Origin of the sequence: Pseudomonas sp. NPDC089406, from assembly GCF_044900265.1 — a bacterium.
Classification (GTDB): domain Bacteria; phylum Pseudomonadota; class Gammaproteobacteria; order Pseudomonadales; family Pseudomonadaceae; genus Aquipseudomonas; species Aquipseudomonas fakonensis.
Genome location: NZ_JBJDNC010000007.1, coordinates 95,319 through 111,244 on the forward strand (window position 1 = coordinate 95,319; position 15,926 = coordinate 111,244).

Annotated in this window: 17 protein-coding genes, 1 tRNA gene and 1 pseudogene; 13 read left to right on the forward strand and 6 right to left on the reverse strand. The window is 63.6% G+C overall.

Annotated features, from left to right (window positions below):
- The first annotated feature begins 120 nt into the window (after positions 1-120).
- On the forward strand, positions 121-486 hold the full coding sequence (locus tag ACI2KK_RS07215; protein WP_404668420.1) for a hypothetical protein: 366 nt from the start codon (positions 121-123) through the stop codon (positions 484-486).
- Between the two features lie 1,465 nt (positions 487-1,951).
- Positions 1,952-2,073: pseudogene (locus tag ACI2KK_RS07220) on the forward strand (integrase); the annotation flags it as partial.
- A 105-nt stretch (positions 2,074-2,178) separates the two neighbouring features.
- On the opposite strand, the gene ACI2KK_RS07225 reads toward ACI2KK_RS07220, so the two are convergent.
- Positions 2,179-2,252: transfer RNA gene (locus ACI2KK_RS07225), tRNA-Cys, on the reverse strand.
- A 145-nt stretch (positions 2,253-2,397) separates the two neighbouring features.
- Positions 2,398-3,414, reverse strand: a complete 1,017-nt coding sequence (sohB, locus tag ACI2KK_RS07230; protein ID WP_404668421.1) for a protease SohB — start codon at positions 3,412-3,414, stop codon at positions 2,398-2,400.
- 198 nt (positions 3,415-3,612) lie between these two features.
- Between sohB and ACI2KK_RS07235 the strand changes: the two genes are divergently transcribed.
- From ACI2KK_RS07235 to ACI2KK_RS07250, 4 genes are all read left to right on the forward strand, one after another.
- On the forward strand, positions 3,613-4,326 hold the full coding sequence (locus ACI2KK_RS07235; protein WP_404668422.1) for a histidine phosphatase family protein: 714 nt from the start codon (positions 3,613-3,615) through the stop codon (positions 4,324-4,326).
- Positions 4,327-4,381: 55 nt separating this feature from the next.
- The gene (locus ACI2KK_RS07240) at positions 4,382-4,699 is read left to right on the forward strand and encodes an SCP2 sterol-binding domain-containing protein (protein WP_217843022.1); all 318 of its coding nucleotides are present in this window, start codon (positions 4,382-4,384) and stop codon (positions 4,697-4,699) included.
- A gap of 317 nt (positions 4,700-5,016) precedes the next feature.
- Positions 5,017-6,084, forward strand: a complete 1,068-nt coding sequence (locus ACI2KK_RS07245; RefSeq protein WP_404668423.1) for a phosphotransferase family protein — start codon at positions 5,017-5,019, stop codon at positions 6,082-6,084.
- Positions 6,085-6,116: 32 nt separating this feature from the next.
- Positions 6,117-6,884: an SDR family oxidoreductase gene (locus ACI2KK_RS07250; RefSeq protein WP_404668424.1), complete on the forward strand. Its 768-nt coding sequence runs from the start codon at positions 6,117-6,119 to the stop codon at positions 6,882-6,884.
- A gap of 3 nt (positions 6,885-6,887) precedes the next feature.
- On the opposite strand, the gene ACI2KK_RS07255 is transcribed toward ACI2KK_RS07250, so the two are convergent.
- Both ACI2KK_RS07255 and ACI2KK_RS07260 read right to left on the reverse strand, forming a co-directional pair.
- Positions 6,888-7,712 carry a class I SAM-dependent methyltransferase gene (locus ACI2KK_RS07255; protein ID WP_404668425.1) on the reverse strand — a complete coding sequence of 275 codons (825 nt, stop codon included), beginning with the start codon at positions 7,710-7,712 and terminating at the stop codon, positions 6,888-6,890.
- Between the two features lie 101 nt (positions 7,713-7,813).
- Positions 7,814-8,164, reverse strand: a complete 351-nt coding sequence (locus ACI2KK_RS07260) for a hypothetical protein (protein ID WP_404668426.1) — start codon at positions 8,162-8,164, stop codon at positions 7,814-7,816.
- A gap of 168 nt (positions 8,165-8,332) precedes the next feature.
- Here ACI2KK_RS07260 and ACI2KK_RS07265 point away from each other — a divergent pair, with 168 nt between their 5' ends.
- From ACI2KK_RS07265 to ACI2KK_RS07290, 6 genes are all read left to right on the forward strand, one after another.
- The gene (locus tag ACI2KK_RS07265) at positions 8,333-8,578 is read left to right on the forward strand and encodes an RcnB family protein (protein ID WP_404668476.1); all 246 of its coding nucleotides are present in this window, start codon (positions 8,333-8,335) and stop codon (positions 8,576-8,578) included.
- A gap of 118 nt (positions 8,579-8,696) precedes the next feature.
- A complete protein-coding gene (locus ACI2KK_RS07270) occupies positions 8,697-8,837 on the forward strand; it encodes a hypothetical protein (RefSeq protein WP_217884586.1) in 141 nt (46 codons plus the stop codon).
- Positions 8,838-9,005: 168 nt separating this feature from the next.
- On the forward strand, positions 9,006-9,188 hold the full coding sequence (locus tag ACI2KK_RS07275; RefSeq protein ID WP_217884585.1) for a hypothetical protein: 183 nt from the start codon (positions 9,006-9,008) through the stop codon (positions 9,186-9,188).
- A gap of 73 nt (positions 9,189-9,261) precedes the next feature.
- Positions 9,262-9,654, forward strand: coding sequence for a glycine zipper domain-containing protein (locus tag ACI2KK_RS07280; RefSeq protein WP_404668427.1), 393 nt, complete (start codon positions 9,262-9,264; stop codon positions 9,652-9,654).
- 286 nt (positions 9,655-9,940) lie between these two features.
- Entirely contained in the window at positions 9,941-11,770 is a 1,830-nt protein-coding gene (locus tag ACI2KK_RS07285) for an SLC13 family permease (RefSeq protein WP_404668428.1), read from the forward strand.
- Between the two features lie 202 nt (positions 11,771-11,972).
- A complete protein-coding gene (locus tag ACI2KK_RS07290) occupies positions 11,973-13,397 on the forward strand; it encodes a diguanylate cyclase (protein ID WP_404668477.1) in 1,425 nt (474 codons plus the stop codon).
- Here the strand turns inward: ACI2KK_RS07290 and ACI2KK_RS07295 are convergent, their stop codons facing one another.
- A complete protein-coding gene (locus ACI2KK_RS07295) occupies positions 13,398-14,159 on the reverse strand; it encodes a sulfite exporter TauE/SafE family protein (protein ID WP_404668429.1) in 762 nt (253 codons plus the stop codon).
- Between the two features lie 98 nt (positions 14,160-14,257).
- On the opposite strand from ACI2KK_RS07295, the gene ACI2KK_RS07300 reads away from it, so the two are divergent.
- Positions 14,258-15,163, forward strand: coding sequence for a LysR substrate-binding domain-containing protein (locus ACI2KK_RS07300; RefSeq protein WP_404668430.1), 906 nt, complete (start codon positions 14,258-14,260; stop codon positions 15,161-15,163).
- Between the two features lie 133 nt (positions 15,164-15,296).
- Here ACI2KK_RS07300 and ACI2KK_RS07305 read toward each other — a convergent pair whose 3' ends face one another.
- Positions 15,297-15,488 carry a hypothetical protein gene (locus tag ACI2KK_RS07305; protein ID WP_217843010.1) on the reverse strand — a complete coding sequence of 64 codons (192 nt, stop codon included), beginning with the start codon at positions 15,486-15,488 and terminating at the stop codon, positions 15,297-15,299.
- Positions 15,489-15,926: the final 438 nt, after the last annotated feature.

Consider the following 15,926-nt stretch of genomic DNA (forward strand, 5'->3'; position numbering starts at 1 on the left):
ATGCCGTCGCCCGCCCCGGAGCGCGGGGCAAACCATTGAAAACCAAGGAATTACAATGCCCTTGATGCGCCACCTTTTTGCGCCTGCCTGATCGCCCTGACCACCGGGTGCGCCACCGGGTTGAACTCCGTACAAGAGCAGGAGCTGGGTTACTACCGCGCGCAGAACATGGCCGTCGAAGAGAAGAGCCCCGGTGGCGCCGCTGCCTTTGGCCTGCTGCCAGGTGGCGGATCGTTCTATGGTCGGGCGTACGGGTATGGCGTGGTCAACCTGCTGCTGTGGCCCATTTCGATCCTGTGGGACCCGGTCAGCGGCTACAACGCTGCAGAATCGCTCAACTACCAGGCCAGCCGCGCCCACGTCTCACGCCTGAAGAAGAGCAAGATGGACGACTTGGACGGCCAACTGCTCGGCGAAGCCATCACGGCGCAGCAGTACACCATCGAGAAACGCAAGATCAATGAAAAATTCAGTAACGGTTATTGAGGGGCCAGCGCCGGGGGATTTCACGAAATTCTGACATTGGTGAAGGCAGACTGGCCTGGCTTCGATACGTTCTGTTCAACCCGCCAGCGCTTGTTGGCGGGTTTTCTTTTGTCTGTTTTTAGCCAATGCATCCACTGCAGGGATAACTGGCCGTTGGGGTGCCGCGTGCCAGGCAGCAGCCAATCGAGTAGTCCTGTCGCATTGGTGCGCCCCTCTGTTAACAGCATCCCAACGGTGGAGTCACCGCCAAGATGATCATGGATGAAGTGCTTGCGGTACCGCCGCATGCATGGGGCAGAGGGTTCCAATTACTGCCAATAAAACCACGATCCGATAGGGTCGCTGGATGCTTGTTCGCACGCCCATCCTTCCTTTGGCTTTTTGGTATATCTCCGCTCGGGCAGTTACGCCGACGGCGACCTCTTCATGAGGTTAGACCGGTAGACCGACAAGGGTTTCAAAAGGTGTATAGACATCGTGCCTAAATAAGGAAATACGATAGACATCTATCTTGATGATATCGACAGGCTCGATACGTCCAAAACGGCACCCGACTTAATTGCTCGTTTGAAACAGCGCCCTGCGCGGCCTGCTCCCTCCGGGAAATAAGCCGATCTGACTGACGCGAACACATGTCACCACGCGTTATCGTCGACGATTACGGCAAGCGCATAAGCTGAAAGGCGTTGTTCATAGGTAGCCATGACGCGGGGCTTGTCGGGGTTATTCGTGACACGCCTTTTCCTTCGGTGCCCCGGTTTGATCCCAAAGCGGGGCCACGGGACAATCCGCAGGCACAAGAAAAACCTGCATTCGTGGATGTTTCTACATTGCTTTTTATTCCGCAGCAACTGGCTCAACGGAAGACTGACAATACCTGCACTTTACGGCCTCCTTCCTGATTGCCTCGGCGCAGAATGGGCATTTCCGGTGAGTTGATGATTCCCCCATTTCAACGGTAGCGCTCTGGCTATCATCTGCAGTCTTAGATTCCAGCTTTGGGAGAACTTCAACCAATATCATGCCGACAACTGGAAGGCAAAGACCTATTACAAACCACGCATATACATTTCGAGACTTCTCTGCAGCAGTTTTCGCAGTGATGACTGCGCACCAGCCCCATAAAGATATAATTAAGTATTTGTGCTCGTGAAACAGTTGCATGGCATCCCTCCCAAAACAGCGGATTTTACCAGATTACGCCCACTCCAACATCGTCTGCCAAAGCGTGGCTCCCGGCCAATCACGGCTGGGCAGTTTCAGTTTCAAGATATCCGACCTAGGGTTTGTACGAAAAGTCGCCGAGCGGCGATCAGGCAAGGCGAAAACAGGCGAGGAACGGCCGGGGTCGCGTTCGACCGGAGTCGCGCTCGACTTTACGGGTTGTAAATGAGCATTCCGACCGGGCTGGCGCACCAGCCTGTTTTCAACGCAGCATGATCGTCGCGCAGGCACTTTTCTTACAAAGCCTAAGGCCGCATCGGAGATCGAAGACCTCAGTCACGCCAGCAGGCTCCTGGGGCACTCGAAAGAGGAGATCACAAAGTGGGTTACCGGCGCGTTGACGAGGTCGTCAGCCCGACCAAGTATACCGCCGATGCGGAAATGATCCCGGTTAAGGCGGAAATGATCGGGTTTTCTGGCGCACAAATAAAAACCCCGCAGACCTAGATCTGCGGGGCTTTCGAATAGTGGAGGCCGAGGTCGGAATCGAACCGGCGTAGACGGATTTGCAATCCGGAGCATAACCACTTTGCTACTCGGCCTCAAAGTTCGGAGTCAGCTTTCGCTATCTCCTTGAAACCGCTGGGCTTTTTCAAGCTAGCTGCGTTTCGATGGACGCCATTATGTCGGCATTCGATGCACCTTGCAACCCCCTTCAAGAAAAAAATCTTCAAGGGGTTCAAGGTGTTAGCGCAACCGCCCGAGTTTGCTCCACAAACCCACCAAGGTGTTCTCCACCGCGCCGCTGGCGGCGACGCCAATGCGCTCCTGCAGGCTCTTGCGTTCGGCGTAGCGCAGGTGGAACAGGCTGGCGTCGCGGGCGCGGCGGCTCAAGTACTCGTCGCTGGTGCCCAACTCGTCCACCAGTTGGCGGTTGAGTGCGGCAACGCCCAGCCAGACTTCGCCGGTGGCCACCTCGTCGATATGCAACTGCGGGCGGTAGCGGGCGACGAAGTCCTTGAACAGCTGATGAGTGATGTCCAGGTCTTCCTGGAACTTCTCCCGGCCCTTTTCAGTGTTTTCGCCGAACACGGTCAGGGTGCGCTTGTACTCGCCGGCGGTGATCACCTCAAAGTCGATGTCGTGCTTTTTCAGCAGGCGGTTGACGTTGGGTATCTGCGCCACCACGCCGATGGAGCCGAGCACGGCGAACGGCGCGCTGACGATTTTCTCGCCGATGCAGGCCATCATGTAGCCGCCGCTGGCAGCGACCTTGTCGATGCAGATGGTCAGCGGGATGCCGGCTTCGCGGATGCGCGCCAGCTGCGAGGCGGCCAGGCCGTAGCTGTGTACCATGCCACCGCCGCTTTCGAGGCGCAGTACCACTTCGTCGCGGGGGGTGGCGAGGGTGAGCAGCGCGGTGATTTCGTTACGCAGGCTTTCGGTGGCCGAGGCCTTGATGTCGCCGTCGAAGTCGAGCACGAACACCCGGCCCTTCTCTTCGGGCTTTTTCTTCTTCTGCTTTTCTGCCTTTGCCTGCTGCTTGCGCAGGGCCTTGAGCTCGGCCTTGTCGAACAGGCCCGACTCCAGGCGTTCGCGCAGCTCTTTATAGAACTCGTTCAGCCGGGTGACCTGCAACTGCCCGCCCGGTTTGCGCCGGCGGTTGCCACGAAGGCCGGCGATGGCCGACAGCACCACCAGGATGGCGATCACCAGGGTGGCGGTTTTGGCGAGAAAGCTTGCGTATTCGGCAAGAAACTCCACATTGACTCCTTGATAGACCAGCGCCCCTCGGGCGCGAAACGTAGCCAAGCATACCGATGCGCAAACCCCTCTGCCAGCCAGGGAAAACGCCGGCAACACAGTTCAAACAAGCTTTTCAAACGCTTGTATGTTTTTTCGTTGACAGCCTGCCTGGGGCATCCTACCCTCGCAGCAACTCCAACCGGGCCGGACCTTACCGTGGGCAACCTCTACCTGATCCGACATGGCCAAGCCTCCTTCGGTGCCGACAACTACGACGTGCTGTCGCCCGTAGGCGAACGCCAGAGCGTGGCACTGGGTGAACACCTGGCCCGGCTCGGCCTGCGTTTCGACCGTTGCCTGGCCGGTACCCTGCGCCGCCAGCAGGATACCGCCCGCCTGGCGCTGCACGCCATGAACGAGCAAGGCGTCGACGTACCTGCCATAGAGACCGACCCTGCATTCAACGAGTTCGACGCCGACGGCGTGATCCGTGCCCTGCTACCTGGCCTGCTGCCGGACGAGCCCGAAGCCCTGCATATATTGCGCAACGGTGCCCAGCACCGCAGCGAATTCCAGCGCCTGTTCGCGCTGATGGTGCAGCGCTGGCACGCCGGCGAGCATGCCGACGACGCCCACCTGGAAACCTGGCAAGCCTTCACCGGCCGGGTTGGCACCGGCCTGCAACGCTTGCTGGCAAGTGCCGCCAGCGGCGACGACATCGCCCTGTTCACCTCCGGTGGCACCATCGCCGCCCTGCTCCACCTCACCACCGCAATTACGCCGGCCCAGGCCTTCGCCCTGAACTGGCAGATCATCAACACGTCGCTCAGCCATTTGAAGTTCCGTGGCCGCGACGTGGCCCTGGCTTCCTTCAACAGCCAAGCCCATGTGCAGTTGTTGAGGGCGCCGGAGCTCATCACCTATCGATGAGCCCGGCCTGTTTTGTCCCTGTGGGACGCGAATATCACTCTATAAGGAATGCGCCATGACCTCCGTAGCTGATGCCGTGAAGAAGATGCAAGAGAAGTTCAACCCAGCCGCTGCCGCCGGCCTGGACCTGGTGTTCGGCTTCAACATCACCGACGAAGGCAAGCAGTACGCGCTGATCGTCAAGGACGGCACCTGCGACCTGCAGGAAGGTGAGAACCCAGACGCCAACTGCACCCTGGTGATGGACAGCGAAACCCTCAAAGGCATCGTCAGCGGCGAGACCGACGGCATGCAGGCCTTCATGGGCGGCAAGCTGCGCGTCGAAGGCGACATGATGCTGTCGATGAAGCTCAGCGAACTGTTCCCGTCCTGATCGGCGCTGCTGATTGCGATGCAAAAAACCGAAGCCTTGAGTGCTTCGGTTTTTTTTGCTCCGGCGGAAGTAAGGCCCTGTAGGAGCGGCCTTGTGTCGCGATGGGCTGCAAAGCAGCCCCGGCGGCCTTGCATGAAGCTGAGATCCTGGGGCCGCTTCGCAGCCCATCGCGACACAAGGCCGCTCCTACAGGGCAGCATCAAGGCCATTGATCCACCAGCAACACCCCGGCCAATAAGCCATTGGCACGCTTGTACCAGCAACAGCAGGAAATTAGATTAGCCAATAGTCCTTGCTACAGATCATAAGGAAATCGCATGACGCTCACCGACCAGTCCACCCAGGTACGCCCCGGCGAAGAACTCGATGCCGGCGTCATCGACCCTTATCTTAAAAGCCACATCCCAGGCCTTGCCGGCACGGCCACCATCAGCCAGTTCCCGGGTGGTGCGTCGAACCTCACCTACCTGGTGGCCTACCCGGACCGCGAGTTCGTTCTGCGCCGCCCACCGTTCGGGCAAAAAGCCAAGTCGGCCCACGACATGGGCCGCGAGTTTCGCATCCTCAACCAGCTCAACGCAGGCTTCCCCTACTGCCCCAAAGCCTATGCCCACTGCACTGACGAAAGCCTGATCGGCAGCGAGTTCTATGTGATGGAACGGGTCAAGGGCATCATCCTGCGCTCGGACATCCCCGCCGAACTGGGCCTCGACGCCCAGCGCACCGAGGCGCTGTGCAAGAGCTTCATCGAACGCATGGTCGAGCTGCATCAGGTGGACTACAGCGCCTGCGGCCTGGCCGACCTGGGCAAGCCCGAAGGCTATGTGCAGCGGCAGATCGAAGGCTGGGCCGGCCGCTACGAAAAAGCCCTGACCCCGGACGCACCGCGCTGGGAGCAAGTCATCACCTGGCTGCGTGAAAAAATGCCAGCCGACCACCCGCGCCCCGGCATCGTGCACAACGACTACCGCTTCGACAACGTCATCCTCGACAGCGCCAACCCCATGCGCATCATCGGCGTGCTGGACTGGGAGATGGCCACCATCGGCGACCCGCTGATGGACCTGGGCAACAGCCTGGCCTACTGGATCGAGGCCGGCGACCCGGCCCCGGTGCAGTTGATGCGCCGCCAGCCCAGCAACGCCCCCGGCATGCTCACCCGCCAGCAGTTCGTCCAGCATTACGCCGAACGCGCGGGCATCCGCATCGACAATTTCGACTTCTATTACTGCTACGGCCTGTTCCGCCTGGCCGGCATCGTCCAGCAGATCTACTACCGCTTCTTCCACGGCCAGACCCAGGATAAACGCTTCGCCCAGTTCATCCACATGAACCGCCTGCTGGAGCAGATGAGCCTGCAACTGATCGGCAAGTCCGCCCTGTAACCCTGGCAACGCCCACAACAAGGAAAACCGGCATGTCCAAGACCCACCTGTTCGACCTCGACGGCAAAGTCGCTTTCGTTTCCGGCGCCAGCCGCGGCATCGGCGAGGCCATCGCCCACCTGCTGGCCCAGCAAGGTGCTCATGTGATCGTCTCCAGCCGCAAGCTCGAAGGCTGCCAGCAAGTGGCCGAGGCCATCATCGCCGCGGGCGGCAAGGCCACCCCGGTGGCCTGCCACATCGGCGAGATGGAGCAGATCCAGCAGGTGTTCGCCGGTATCCGCGAGCAGTTCGGCCGCCTCGACATCCTGGTCAACAACGCCGCCACCAACCCGCAGTTCTGCAACGTGCTGGACACCGACCTGGGGGCCTTCCAGAAAACCGTCGACGTGAACATCCGCGGCTACTTCTTCATGTCGGTGGAGGCCGGCAAGCTGATGCGCGAGCACGGCGGCGGCAGCATCATCAACGTGGCCTCGATCAATGGCGTCTCCCCGGGGCTGTTCCAGGGCATCTATTCGGTCACCAAAGCTGCGGTGATCAACATGACCAAGGTGTTCGCAAAGGAATGCGCGCAGTTCGGCATTCGCTGCAACGCCCTGCTGCCAGGCCTGACCGACACCAAGTTCGCCTCGGCGCTGGTGAAGAACGACGCCATCCTCAATGCCGCGCTGCAGCAGATTCCGCTCAAGCGCGTGGCCGCCCCCGAAGAGATGGCCGGCGCCGTGCTGTACCTGGCCAGCGATGCGTCCAGCTACACCACCGGCACCGCGCTCAATGTGGACGGCGGCTTTCTGTCCTGAACCTCAGCCCTTGACCGCCTGCAGCGTGTAACTGAGCGGCAGGCGCCAGGGCGCATCCACCAGGCGCCACTCACCGTCGGCGCCTTTGTGCATCTGCCCCGGCAGCGCCTCCCAGGGAATGCTCTGGTGTTCCTCCAGCGCAGTCAGGCGCAGGCCGTTGGCCAGCAGTGCGCTGATCACCTCGCCCAGGCCGTGGTTCCACTCGTGGGTTTCGGTCTGGGTCAGCGCCTGCTCGGTATCGACGTAGGTCTGGTCGCTGTGCCACACGGTCGGCGCCTCGCGCTCGAAGTACGGGTAATCCAGCTGCAGGCGGTCGGGGTGGTCTTCGTTGACCGCCATCAGCATCGGGTGGCCGTCACGCAGAAACAACCGCCCGCCGGGCTTGAGCAATGTCGCCACGGTGTGCGCCCAGCGCTGGATGTCGGGCAGCCAGCACAGAGCGCCGATGCCGGTGTAGACGAGATCGAAGCTGCCGGCCGGCAGTACCTGATGCGCCTGGTAGACATCTGCCTCGACATACTCGATGGGCGTGACGCAGCGCTCGGCCAGCCGGCGCGCCTGGGCCAGGGACGCTGCGGAAAAGTCCAGGCCGCAGACCTCGGCGCCCAGGCGGGCCAACGACAAGGTGTCGGTGCCGATATGGCATTGCAGGTGTACCGTGCGCAGGCCATGGATATAACCCAGGCGCGGCAGGTCGAAGCGCACCACCTCGGACAGGTGGCCGGGCTGGCTGGCGAAGGTTTCCACCTCGTAGTCCTTCGAGGCGGCGTGCAGCGGGGCGCGTTCGTCCCAGCTGGCGCGGTTGAGTTGTTGCGAGCGGTTATTCATGGTGGCCTCCTTGCCTTTGTTTGTGTGGCCTGTGATGGCCTCATCGCCGGCAAGCCGGCTCCTACAGGTACAGCGCGGGCCTGGAGGTCTGCGCGGGTCGATTACAGGCAGGTCGCCGCTGCCGCGCGGCGGCGTTGGGCGGTCATGTCGTCTTTCTGCGCGTAATAGTCGACCCGCGTGCCGCCGGCCTGGGCGTACACATCCACGAACGACTCGGCTTCGCGGGTGTACACAGTGAAGCCCCCCGCCTTGCGCGCCTCCAGGTAGCCACTGGCATCCACGCCAAAGGCCTTTTCTTCCTGCCAGCTGAACTGGATGCACTGGGCGACCACGTCCGGGGGCTTGTGCGAGTCCAGGCGCGCGGTGGGCGCGCCGTTGCGGGCCGCCTCCATGGTCGACGACGCACAGCCCACCAACAGCAGCACCACGGTCATCGGCAGAATCGCTCGCATGTTCCATCCTCGGGGTAAAAAAGAAAGCGACTCTAGCACCACGGCGCAACAGAGTGAATTGTCAGGCCCGGGCCGCTGTCGCAGAACAGGACAGCCTTGAAAACCAAAGGAGCCACCATGAACCTTCGCCCTCTGCTCTGCGTCCTGCTGCTCACCAGCGCCCTGCCCATGGCGGCAACCGCTGCCCAGTCCGCCGAAGAAAGCATTCAGGCCCCTGAAACCCACAACCGCGAACTCAAGGTCGGCGACAAGGCGCCCGACCAGTACAAGCGCGACGATCAGGCCGTGCACGACTGGCAGGCCAAGGGCCTGCCCGAGCCTGAGAAGGAAAGCCACTGGGTGCGTATGGGCGAACACTACGTGCTGGTGCAGATCACCAATGGCGTGGTGTTGGCCATCCACCCCGCCAGCTGAAACCCGCGCCACGCCGCCCATCGCCTGGGCGGCAAAACCTGGCCCTGCGAAGAACCAGATCGAACCCGCCTGGTCTGATGAAGTGTCCGGTAATCCCTTACCGTTCAAGGACCCCATCATGATCAAGCGCGTGTTTTGCGTTTCGCTGGTCGCCGCCCTGCTGAGCCTGGGTGGTTGTGTCTACTACCCCTATCACCACGACCATGGCTGGCACGGCTGGGGCCACCCTTACTACCATCACGGCTACTACCGGCGCTGAGGCGCCATCGCGGGGCAAGCCCGCTCCCACGCCCCCATCCAAATAACTCACTACTCACCTGGCCGAGGCTTTTTGCGGTGCAAAAATTTTGCGCCGCAAAGAACCAAATCGAACCGGCCTGGTCTCAGGGTGTGTCCGGTAAACCCTTGCTGATCAAGGACCTATCTCATGCTCTCGCGTATTGCCAGCCTGTCGCTGGTCGCTACCCTGCTGTCGCTCGGCGGCTGCTACCACCACCATTACCACGACGATGACCGTGGCTGGCGCGACGGCGATCACCGCCATCACCAGCGCTACGACCGCGACCGTGACGATGACAACCGCCAGTACCGTGACCGCTACCACCGCTGAAGCGTCTTCCCAATCCCTGACTGGCCGCCGGTAACGCGGCAACTCCCCTATTGATTGCTCTGAGGTTCACAACATGCGTCTGACTCTGCCCTCCCTCGCCCTTGGCCTGCTGCTGTGCCAGGGTGCTTTCGCCGGTGACGGCACCGCGGCCATCGGCGGCGGCCTGGGCGGCGCCCTGGGCAACGTGGTCGGCAAACAGATCGGCGGCAGCACTGGCGGCGTGATCGGCGCAGGCCTGGGTGGCGCGGCCGGCAGCGCCGTCGGCGCGCGCAAGGGCAACCGCGCCGAGGCGGCCATTGGCGGCGGCCTGGGTTCGGCAGGCGGCTCCTACCTCGGCGGCAAGATGGGCGGTTCCACCGGCTCGACCATCGGCGCGGGCCTGGGCGGCGCGGCAGGTGGTGCGCTGGGCAACCACATGGGTGACAACGACGGCAGCAAGCACAAGAAGCGCCGCCACCGTCACTGATCGCGCACCCTGCTGATCGCCAGGCAAACGATGCGCTGCCTGGCACCGCCTGCGCCGGTGTTCGCGGCTAAAGCCGCTCCCACAGGGACCGCATAAGCTTCAGGCCTGCGCCGTACCTGTAGGAGCCGGCTTGCCGGCGATGAGGCCGGTACAGGCAGCGCAAGACAGCCCCGCGATTGCTTCGCCCCGGCAAAAACATTGCAGCACATCAACGACGCCCGCCGTCCGAGCTGCCACACTGGTGCCACTGCCTGACCGTGCCCCGTGTGAAGGAACACCCCTCCCCATGAACCATGAGTTGCTCTGGGTCCTTGGCCTGCTGGCCGCCGTCGTCACCTTGTTCATCATCAACCGCCCGCGCATGGACGTGGTTGCCCTGCTGGTGATCGTCATCCTGCCGCTGTCCGGCATCCTTACCGTGGAGCAGGCCCTGGCCGGCTTCAGCGACCCCAACGTGGTGCTGATCGCCGCCCTGTTCGTCATCGGCGAAGGCCTGGTGCGCACCGGCATTGCCCTGCGCATCGGTGAATGGATGAGCGAACGCGCCGGCAACAGCGAGGCGCGCCTGCTGGTGCTGCTGATGGTGGCGGTGGCAGGGCTGGGCTCGGTGATGAGCTCCACCGGCGTGGTGGCGATCTTCATCCCGGTGGTGCTGAGCATCGCCGCGCGCCTGAACATCTCGCCCAGCCGGCTGATGATGCCGCTGAGCTTCGCCGGCCTGATCAGCGGCATGCTCAGCCTGGTGGCCACCCCGCCCAACGTGGTGGTGCACAGCGAGCTGGTGCGCCATGGCCACACAGGTTTCAGCTTTTTCAGCTTCACCCCGTTCGGCCTGGTGGTGCTGGTGCTGGGTATCGGCTACATGCTGCTGACCCGCCACTGGCTCAACGGCGAGGTGCGCAAGGATGGCCGCGGGGAAACCCGGCGCACCCTGCTGGACCTGGTGCTGGACTACAAGCTCAACGGCCGCGAACGGCGACTGCGTATCCGCCCGGGCTCGCCGCTGATCGGCCACACCCTCGGCGAGCTTGAGCTGCGCACCCGGCATGGCGCCAACGTGATCGGCATCGAGCGCCAGCACAAGTTCACCACCCGGGTGATCACCGCCGACTCCGCCACCCTGCTGCAACAGGGCGACGTATTGCTGCTCGACCTGTTCGCCAACCGCGACGATCTGCGCAGCCTGTGCCAGACCATGCAGCTGGAGCCGCTGCACTTCAAGGCCGCCTACTTCATTGACCAGTCGCAGGAGCTGGGCATGGCCGAAGTGTCGCTGCCGCCGGGCTCGCAACTGATCGGCAAGAGCATCCTGGAGCTGGCCTTCCGCACGCGTTACGACCTCAACGTGGTGGGCCTGCGCCGCGACCAGCTGGCCGTCGAGGAGCAACTGGTGGAAGAAAAGCTGCGCCTGGGCGACACCCTGCTGGTGGTGGGCCCGTGGAAGGCCGTGCGCCAGCTGCAAACCAAGCCTCGCGACTTCCTGGTGCTGAGCCTGCCGGCCGAGATCGACCAGGTCGCCCCGGCACGCACCAAGGCGCCTCTGGCCCTGCTGAGCCTGGCAGTGATGGTGGGGCTGATGGTCAGCGGCCTGGTGCCGAATGTGATCGCTGCGCTGGTCGGCTGCCTGCTGATGGGCGCCGGGCGCTGCATCGACATGAACAGCGCCTACCGCGCCATCCACTGGCAGAGCCTGGTGCTGATCGTCGGCATGCTGCCGTTCGCCCTGGCGCTGCAGAAGACTGGCGGCATCGATCTTGCGGTAGGCGCGCTGGTCGGTGTGCTGGGCGGCGCCGGGCCCGCTGCAATGCTGGCCTGCCTGTTCGCCCTGACGGCGGTGATCGGGTTGTTCATCTCCAATACCGCCACCGCCGTGCTGATGGCGCCGGTGGCGATCAGTACCGCGCAGCAGTTGGGGATGTCACCTTACCCGTTCGCCATGACCGTGGCCCTGGCAGCCTCGGCGGCGTTCATGACCCCGGTGTCCTCGCCGGTCAACACCCTGGTGCTGGGGCCGGGGCAGTACCGCTTCGGCGATTTCGTCAAGGTTGGCGTGCCCTTTACCCTGCTGGTGATGCTGGTGACCGTGGTGATGGTGCCCTGGGTGTTCGGCCTGTAGGAGCCGGCTTGCCGGCGATGGGGCCTGACCTGCCTTGTGCTGCCCGTACTGGCCTCATCGCCGGCACGCCGGCTCCTACAGGGACCGCGCCTGGCCTGGGTTGCGGGTGTTCAGGCGAATTGACATCAATCGCCGACTTGCAACACACTTCCAGACCATCGTCCCAGGTGCCTGTAGTCGTTTTCCTGGATTTCATCCTCGCCTGCCGGTCGAATCCATGGTGTTTCCAGCCTCGTCGCGCCTGTTGCCTGTTGCGGCCCTGTTCGGCCTGACCCTCGCCCTGACCCTGGCCGGCATCCTCGCCCGGCCGATCGAATCCCTCTCGCTGTTCTGGCCAGTCAATGCCGTGCTGGCCGGCGTGCTGCTGCGCAACCCGCGCCTGGCCGGTGCGCCTGGTTTCGTGCTGGTGTACCTGGGCATGGTGGCGGCGGACCTGGCAACCGGCAGCGCCTGGCCGCCGGCCTTGTGGTTCAACCTGTGCAACCTGGGCGCCATCGTCACCATCTGGTACCTGATGGCGCGCCTGCCGCGTATCCACCGGCGCCTGCGTACGCCCCACGGTACCCTGACCCTGTTCGGCGCCTGCGCAGCCGGAGGCATGGTCGCCGCCACCCTGGCCTGCGTGATGGCAGCGCCATGGTTCGAGCAGTCGCTGCGCGCCACCTGGCTGGCCTGGTTCAGCGAGCAGTTCTCCACCAGCGTGCTGGTGCTACCGCTGCTGCTGACCGCCCCCTCGCCCCGCGCCTTCAGCCGCAGCACCAGCCAGCCGGTGCGCCTGGCGCCGCTGCTGGTGTTGCTGGCCTCGTTGGGGTTGAGCATCGCCTTCGGCGGGCCGGGCGCCATCGCCTTCCCCATCGCCGCACTGCTGTGGTGCGCGCTGAGTTATTCGCCGTTTCTGGTTTCGCTGCTGACTCTGACCGCCGGCAGCACGCTGATCGTGGCCGTGGCGCAAAACCTCATGCATTTCAGCGTGCCGCAAAGCGAACCCGGGGTGACCACCCTGATGTCGGCGCGCCTGGGCATCGCCATGCTGGTGCTCGGGCCGCTGGTGGTGGCTTGCGTCAGCCATGCCAACCGCAGCCTGATGGCGCGCCTGGCCCAACAGGCGACCGTCGACCACCTCACCGGTGCCCTCACCCGCAGCGCCTTCACCCGCCGCGCCAACGCCTTGCTCGATGCTCGCCAGCAGCAGGGCCAGCGCGCCCCGCTGACCCTGATGATGCTGGACATCGACCACTTCAAGCTGATCAACGACCAGCACGGCCACGCCGTGGGCGACCAGGTGCTGCGCCAGTTCGCCCTCACCGTGCAGGACCAGTTGCACGAAGGCGAACTGTTCGCCCGCCTGGGCGGTGAAGAATTCGCCATCGTCGTGCCCGGCCTTGCCCCGGAGCTGGCCCGCTTCACCGCCGAGCGCCTGCGCCGCGCGGTGCAGGACCTGCCCTTCAGCGAGGCCGGCGAGCCGGTGCAGATTACCGTGAGCATCGGCCTGGCCGGCTGCGCCTTCAACGCCGCCGCCCCCAGCCTGGACGTACTGCTGGCCGAAGCCGACCAGGCGCTGTACCGGGCCAAGGCCCAGGGCCGCAACCGCATCGAGCAGGCCGAGCCGTACCGCCAGCGGGTCTGATCAGGCCACCAGCAAGTCCCAACTGAGCTTGGCGATCAGCACGCACAGCAGCACCAGGAACAACCCGCGCACAAACCCCGCCCCCTTGCGTACCGCCAGCCAGGTGCCGGTCAACGCCCCGAGAATGTTGAACACCGCCATCGGCAGGGCAATGGCCCACAGCACGTTGCCCGACGGAATGAAGAACACCAGTGCCGCCAGGTTGGTGGCAATGTTGACCAGCTTGGCCGAAGCCGAGGCGTGCAGGAAGTCCAGGGCGAAGAAGCGGATGAACAGGAAGATCAAGAAGCTGCCGGTGCCCGGCCCGAACAGGCCGTCATAAAAACCGATGGCGCCGCCGATCAGCACCGCCAGGCACTGCTCGCGCCGGCCGATGGCGGTGGGCTTGTGCAGGGTGCCGAAGTCCTTCTTGCAGAAGGTGTACACCGCCATCAGCACGATCATCACCAGCACCATGGGGCGCATCACGCCAGCCGGCACCAGCGACACCGTGGCCGCGCCGAAGAACGACATGACGAAGGCGCTGAGCGCCGCCGGCACGATCAACCCCCAATCCAGCTTGACCTTGCGGATGAACGAGCGCGCCGCAAAGCTTGTGCCGCACACCGAAGCCAGCTTGTTGCTGCCCAGCAGTGCTGCCGGCTGCGCGGTGGGCAGCACGTTGAACAGCGCCGGGATCTGGATCAGCCCGCCGCCGCCAACAGCGGCGTCGATCAGGCCGGCGGCAAAAGCGAACAGCGAAAGCAGGGCGATATCCATCATGGTCGGGTCCGGGCAGCGGTGAACAGGCGGCCAGACTAATCAAAGCGCGGCAATTATGTTGAAATGCCACGTTGCGAAAACTGCAATGAGGAACCGCCATGGCCTTGGACATGTTGCGCGAGATACAAGCCTTCGTCAGCGTTGCGCACAAGCGCAGCTTCGTCACCGCCGCCCGTGCCCTGGGCCGCTCGCCCAGTGCCGTGACCCGTGCAGTACAGGCGCTGGAAGACAACAGCGGGGCCCGGCTATTCAACCGCAACGCCAACGCCGTGACCCTGACCGAAGCCGGCGAGCGCCTGCTGCCTCACGCCGAACGCTTGCTGGATGTGCAACGCGATGCCGCCGACGAGCTGGCGGCCCTGACCGGTAACGCCCAGGGCTGGATACGCCTGGCCGCCCCCGAGGTGCTGGCCAGCCGCGTGTTGCCGCAGGTACTGGCCGAATTCTCCCAGCGCCACCGGCAGATCACCCTGGATGTGCAGTACAGCGACCAGGCCCTCGACCCGCTGCAAGGGCGTTTCGACTTCGTCATCCGCGGCGCCTTCGCCCAGTCCAGCGAACTGATCGGCTACCCGCTGTGGGCCTACCGCCGGCACCTGTACGCAAGCCCCGAATACCTGGCCCGCGAAGGCATGCCGCAAGGCATCGAGGCGTTGCATGAACATGCGCTGATCCTGCACACCGCGCCGCGCATCCTCAAGGCCTGGCACTTCTGCCGTGAAGGGCGCATCACCAGCCTGCGGCCGCAGCCACGGCTGCGCCTGGGTTCGGGGGTGGCGGTGCTGCAAGGCACCCTGGCCGGGGCCGGTATCGCTCGCCTGGCCGACTGGCTGGCGGAGCCTGAGGTGAAGGCCGGGCGGTTGGTGCGGGTGTGCCCCGATTACCGCCTGACGTCGAGTACCGGGCAGGACCCGCAGATGCACGCGGTGTACCCCGCAGGGGATGTACCGGCGCGGGTTCGCGAGCTGCTGCAGGCCCTGCGCGAAGGCCGGCCGAGGGGGTGATGGCAGCCTTGGGCAAGGCTGCTCAATTTCTACTCAATCTGACAGGGGCCTTATAAATACTGGCCTGTAGCGTTTTATCCACAGACCTACCCACGTTTTTTGTGGACAGTTTCTTCAAGGCTTGCAGGAATTTTTACAGGCGCAACAACGCGGCGTTGGCCAGCCTGACCAACTCGACCCACTCACTGGTGCTGATGACTCCGGAATGCTCGAGCTCTTCGGCACGTCGCAACGCCTGGTCGTAGTCTTCTTCCTGCAGGATGCCTTCTCCGAGAAAACGACTGCGCCACTCCAGCATTGCTGCAGTGCCTTTCTTGCATTCCATAGTGTTGATCGACTCCAAGGCAGGGGACGGCCCGTAATGCCGGGCCCGTTGACGGGGGCCGGAGATTACACGAGCACCTTGGGCTTGAGAATGACTTGCAGCTACCGCCTGTCCAGCGGTAGTAAAAGCAGGCCAGATGCCAGTATGACGGGGGCTGGAGGCCAATTTGCAGGGAATGACCCATGCATGGCGCCGCGAAGTGACTTGTCAGTCACGCGGAGGATAGCACCGGCTGCGCCGGTGATCGCGGCTAAAGCCGCTCCTACAGGTACAGCGCCTGATCCAGGCTTCGCACAATCCTATGGGAGCGGGCTTGTCGGGGTGCCGAACCACCGCGAAGCAGACGACGCGGTGCATGGCACCGGCTGTGCCGGTGTTCGCGGCTAAAGCCGCTCCTACAGGTACAGCGCCTGACTCAGGCTTCGCACAATCCTGTGG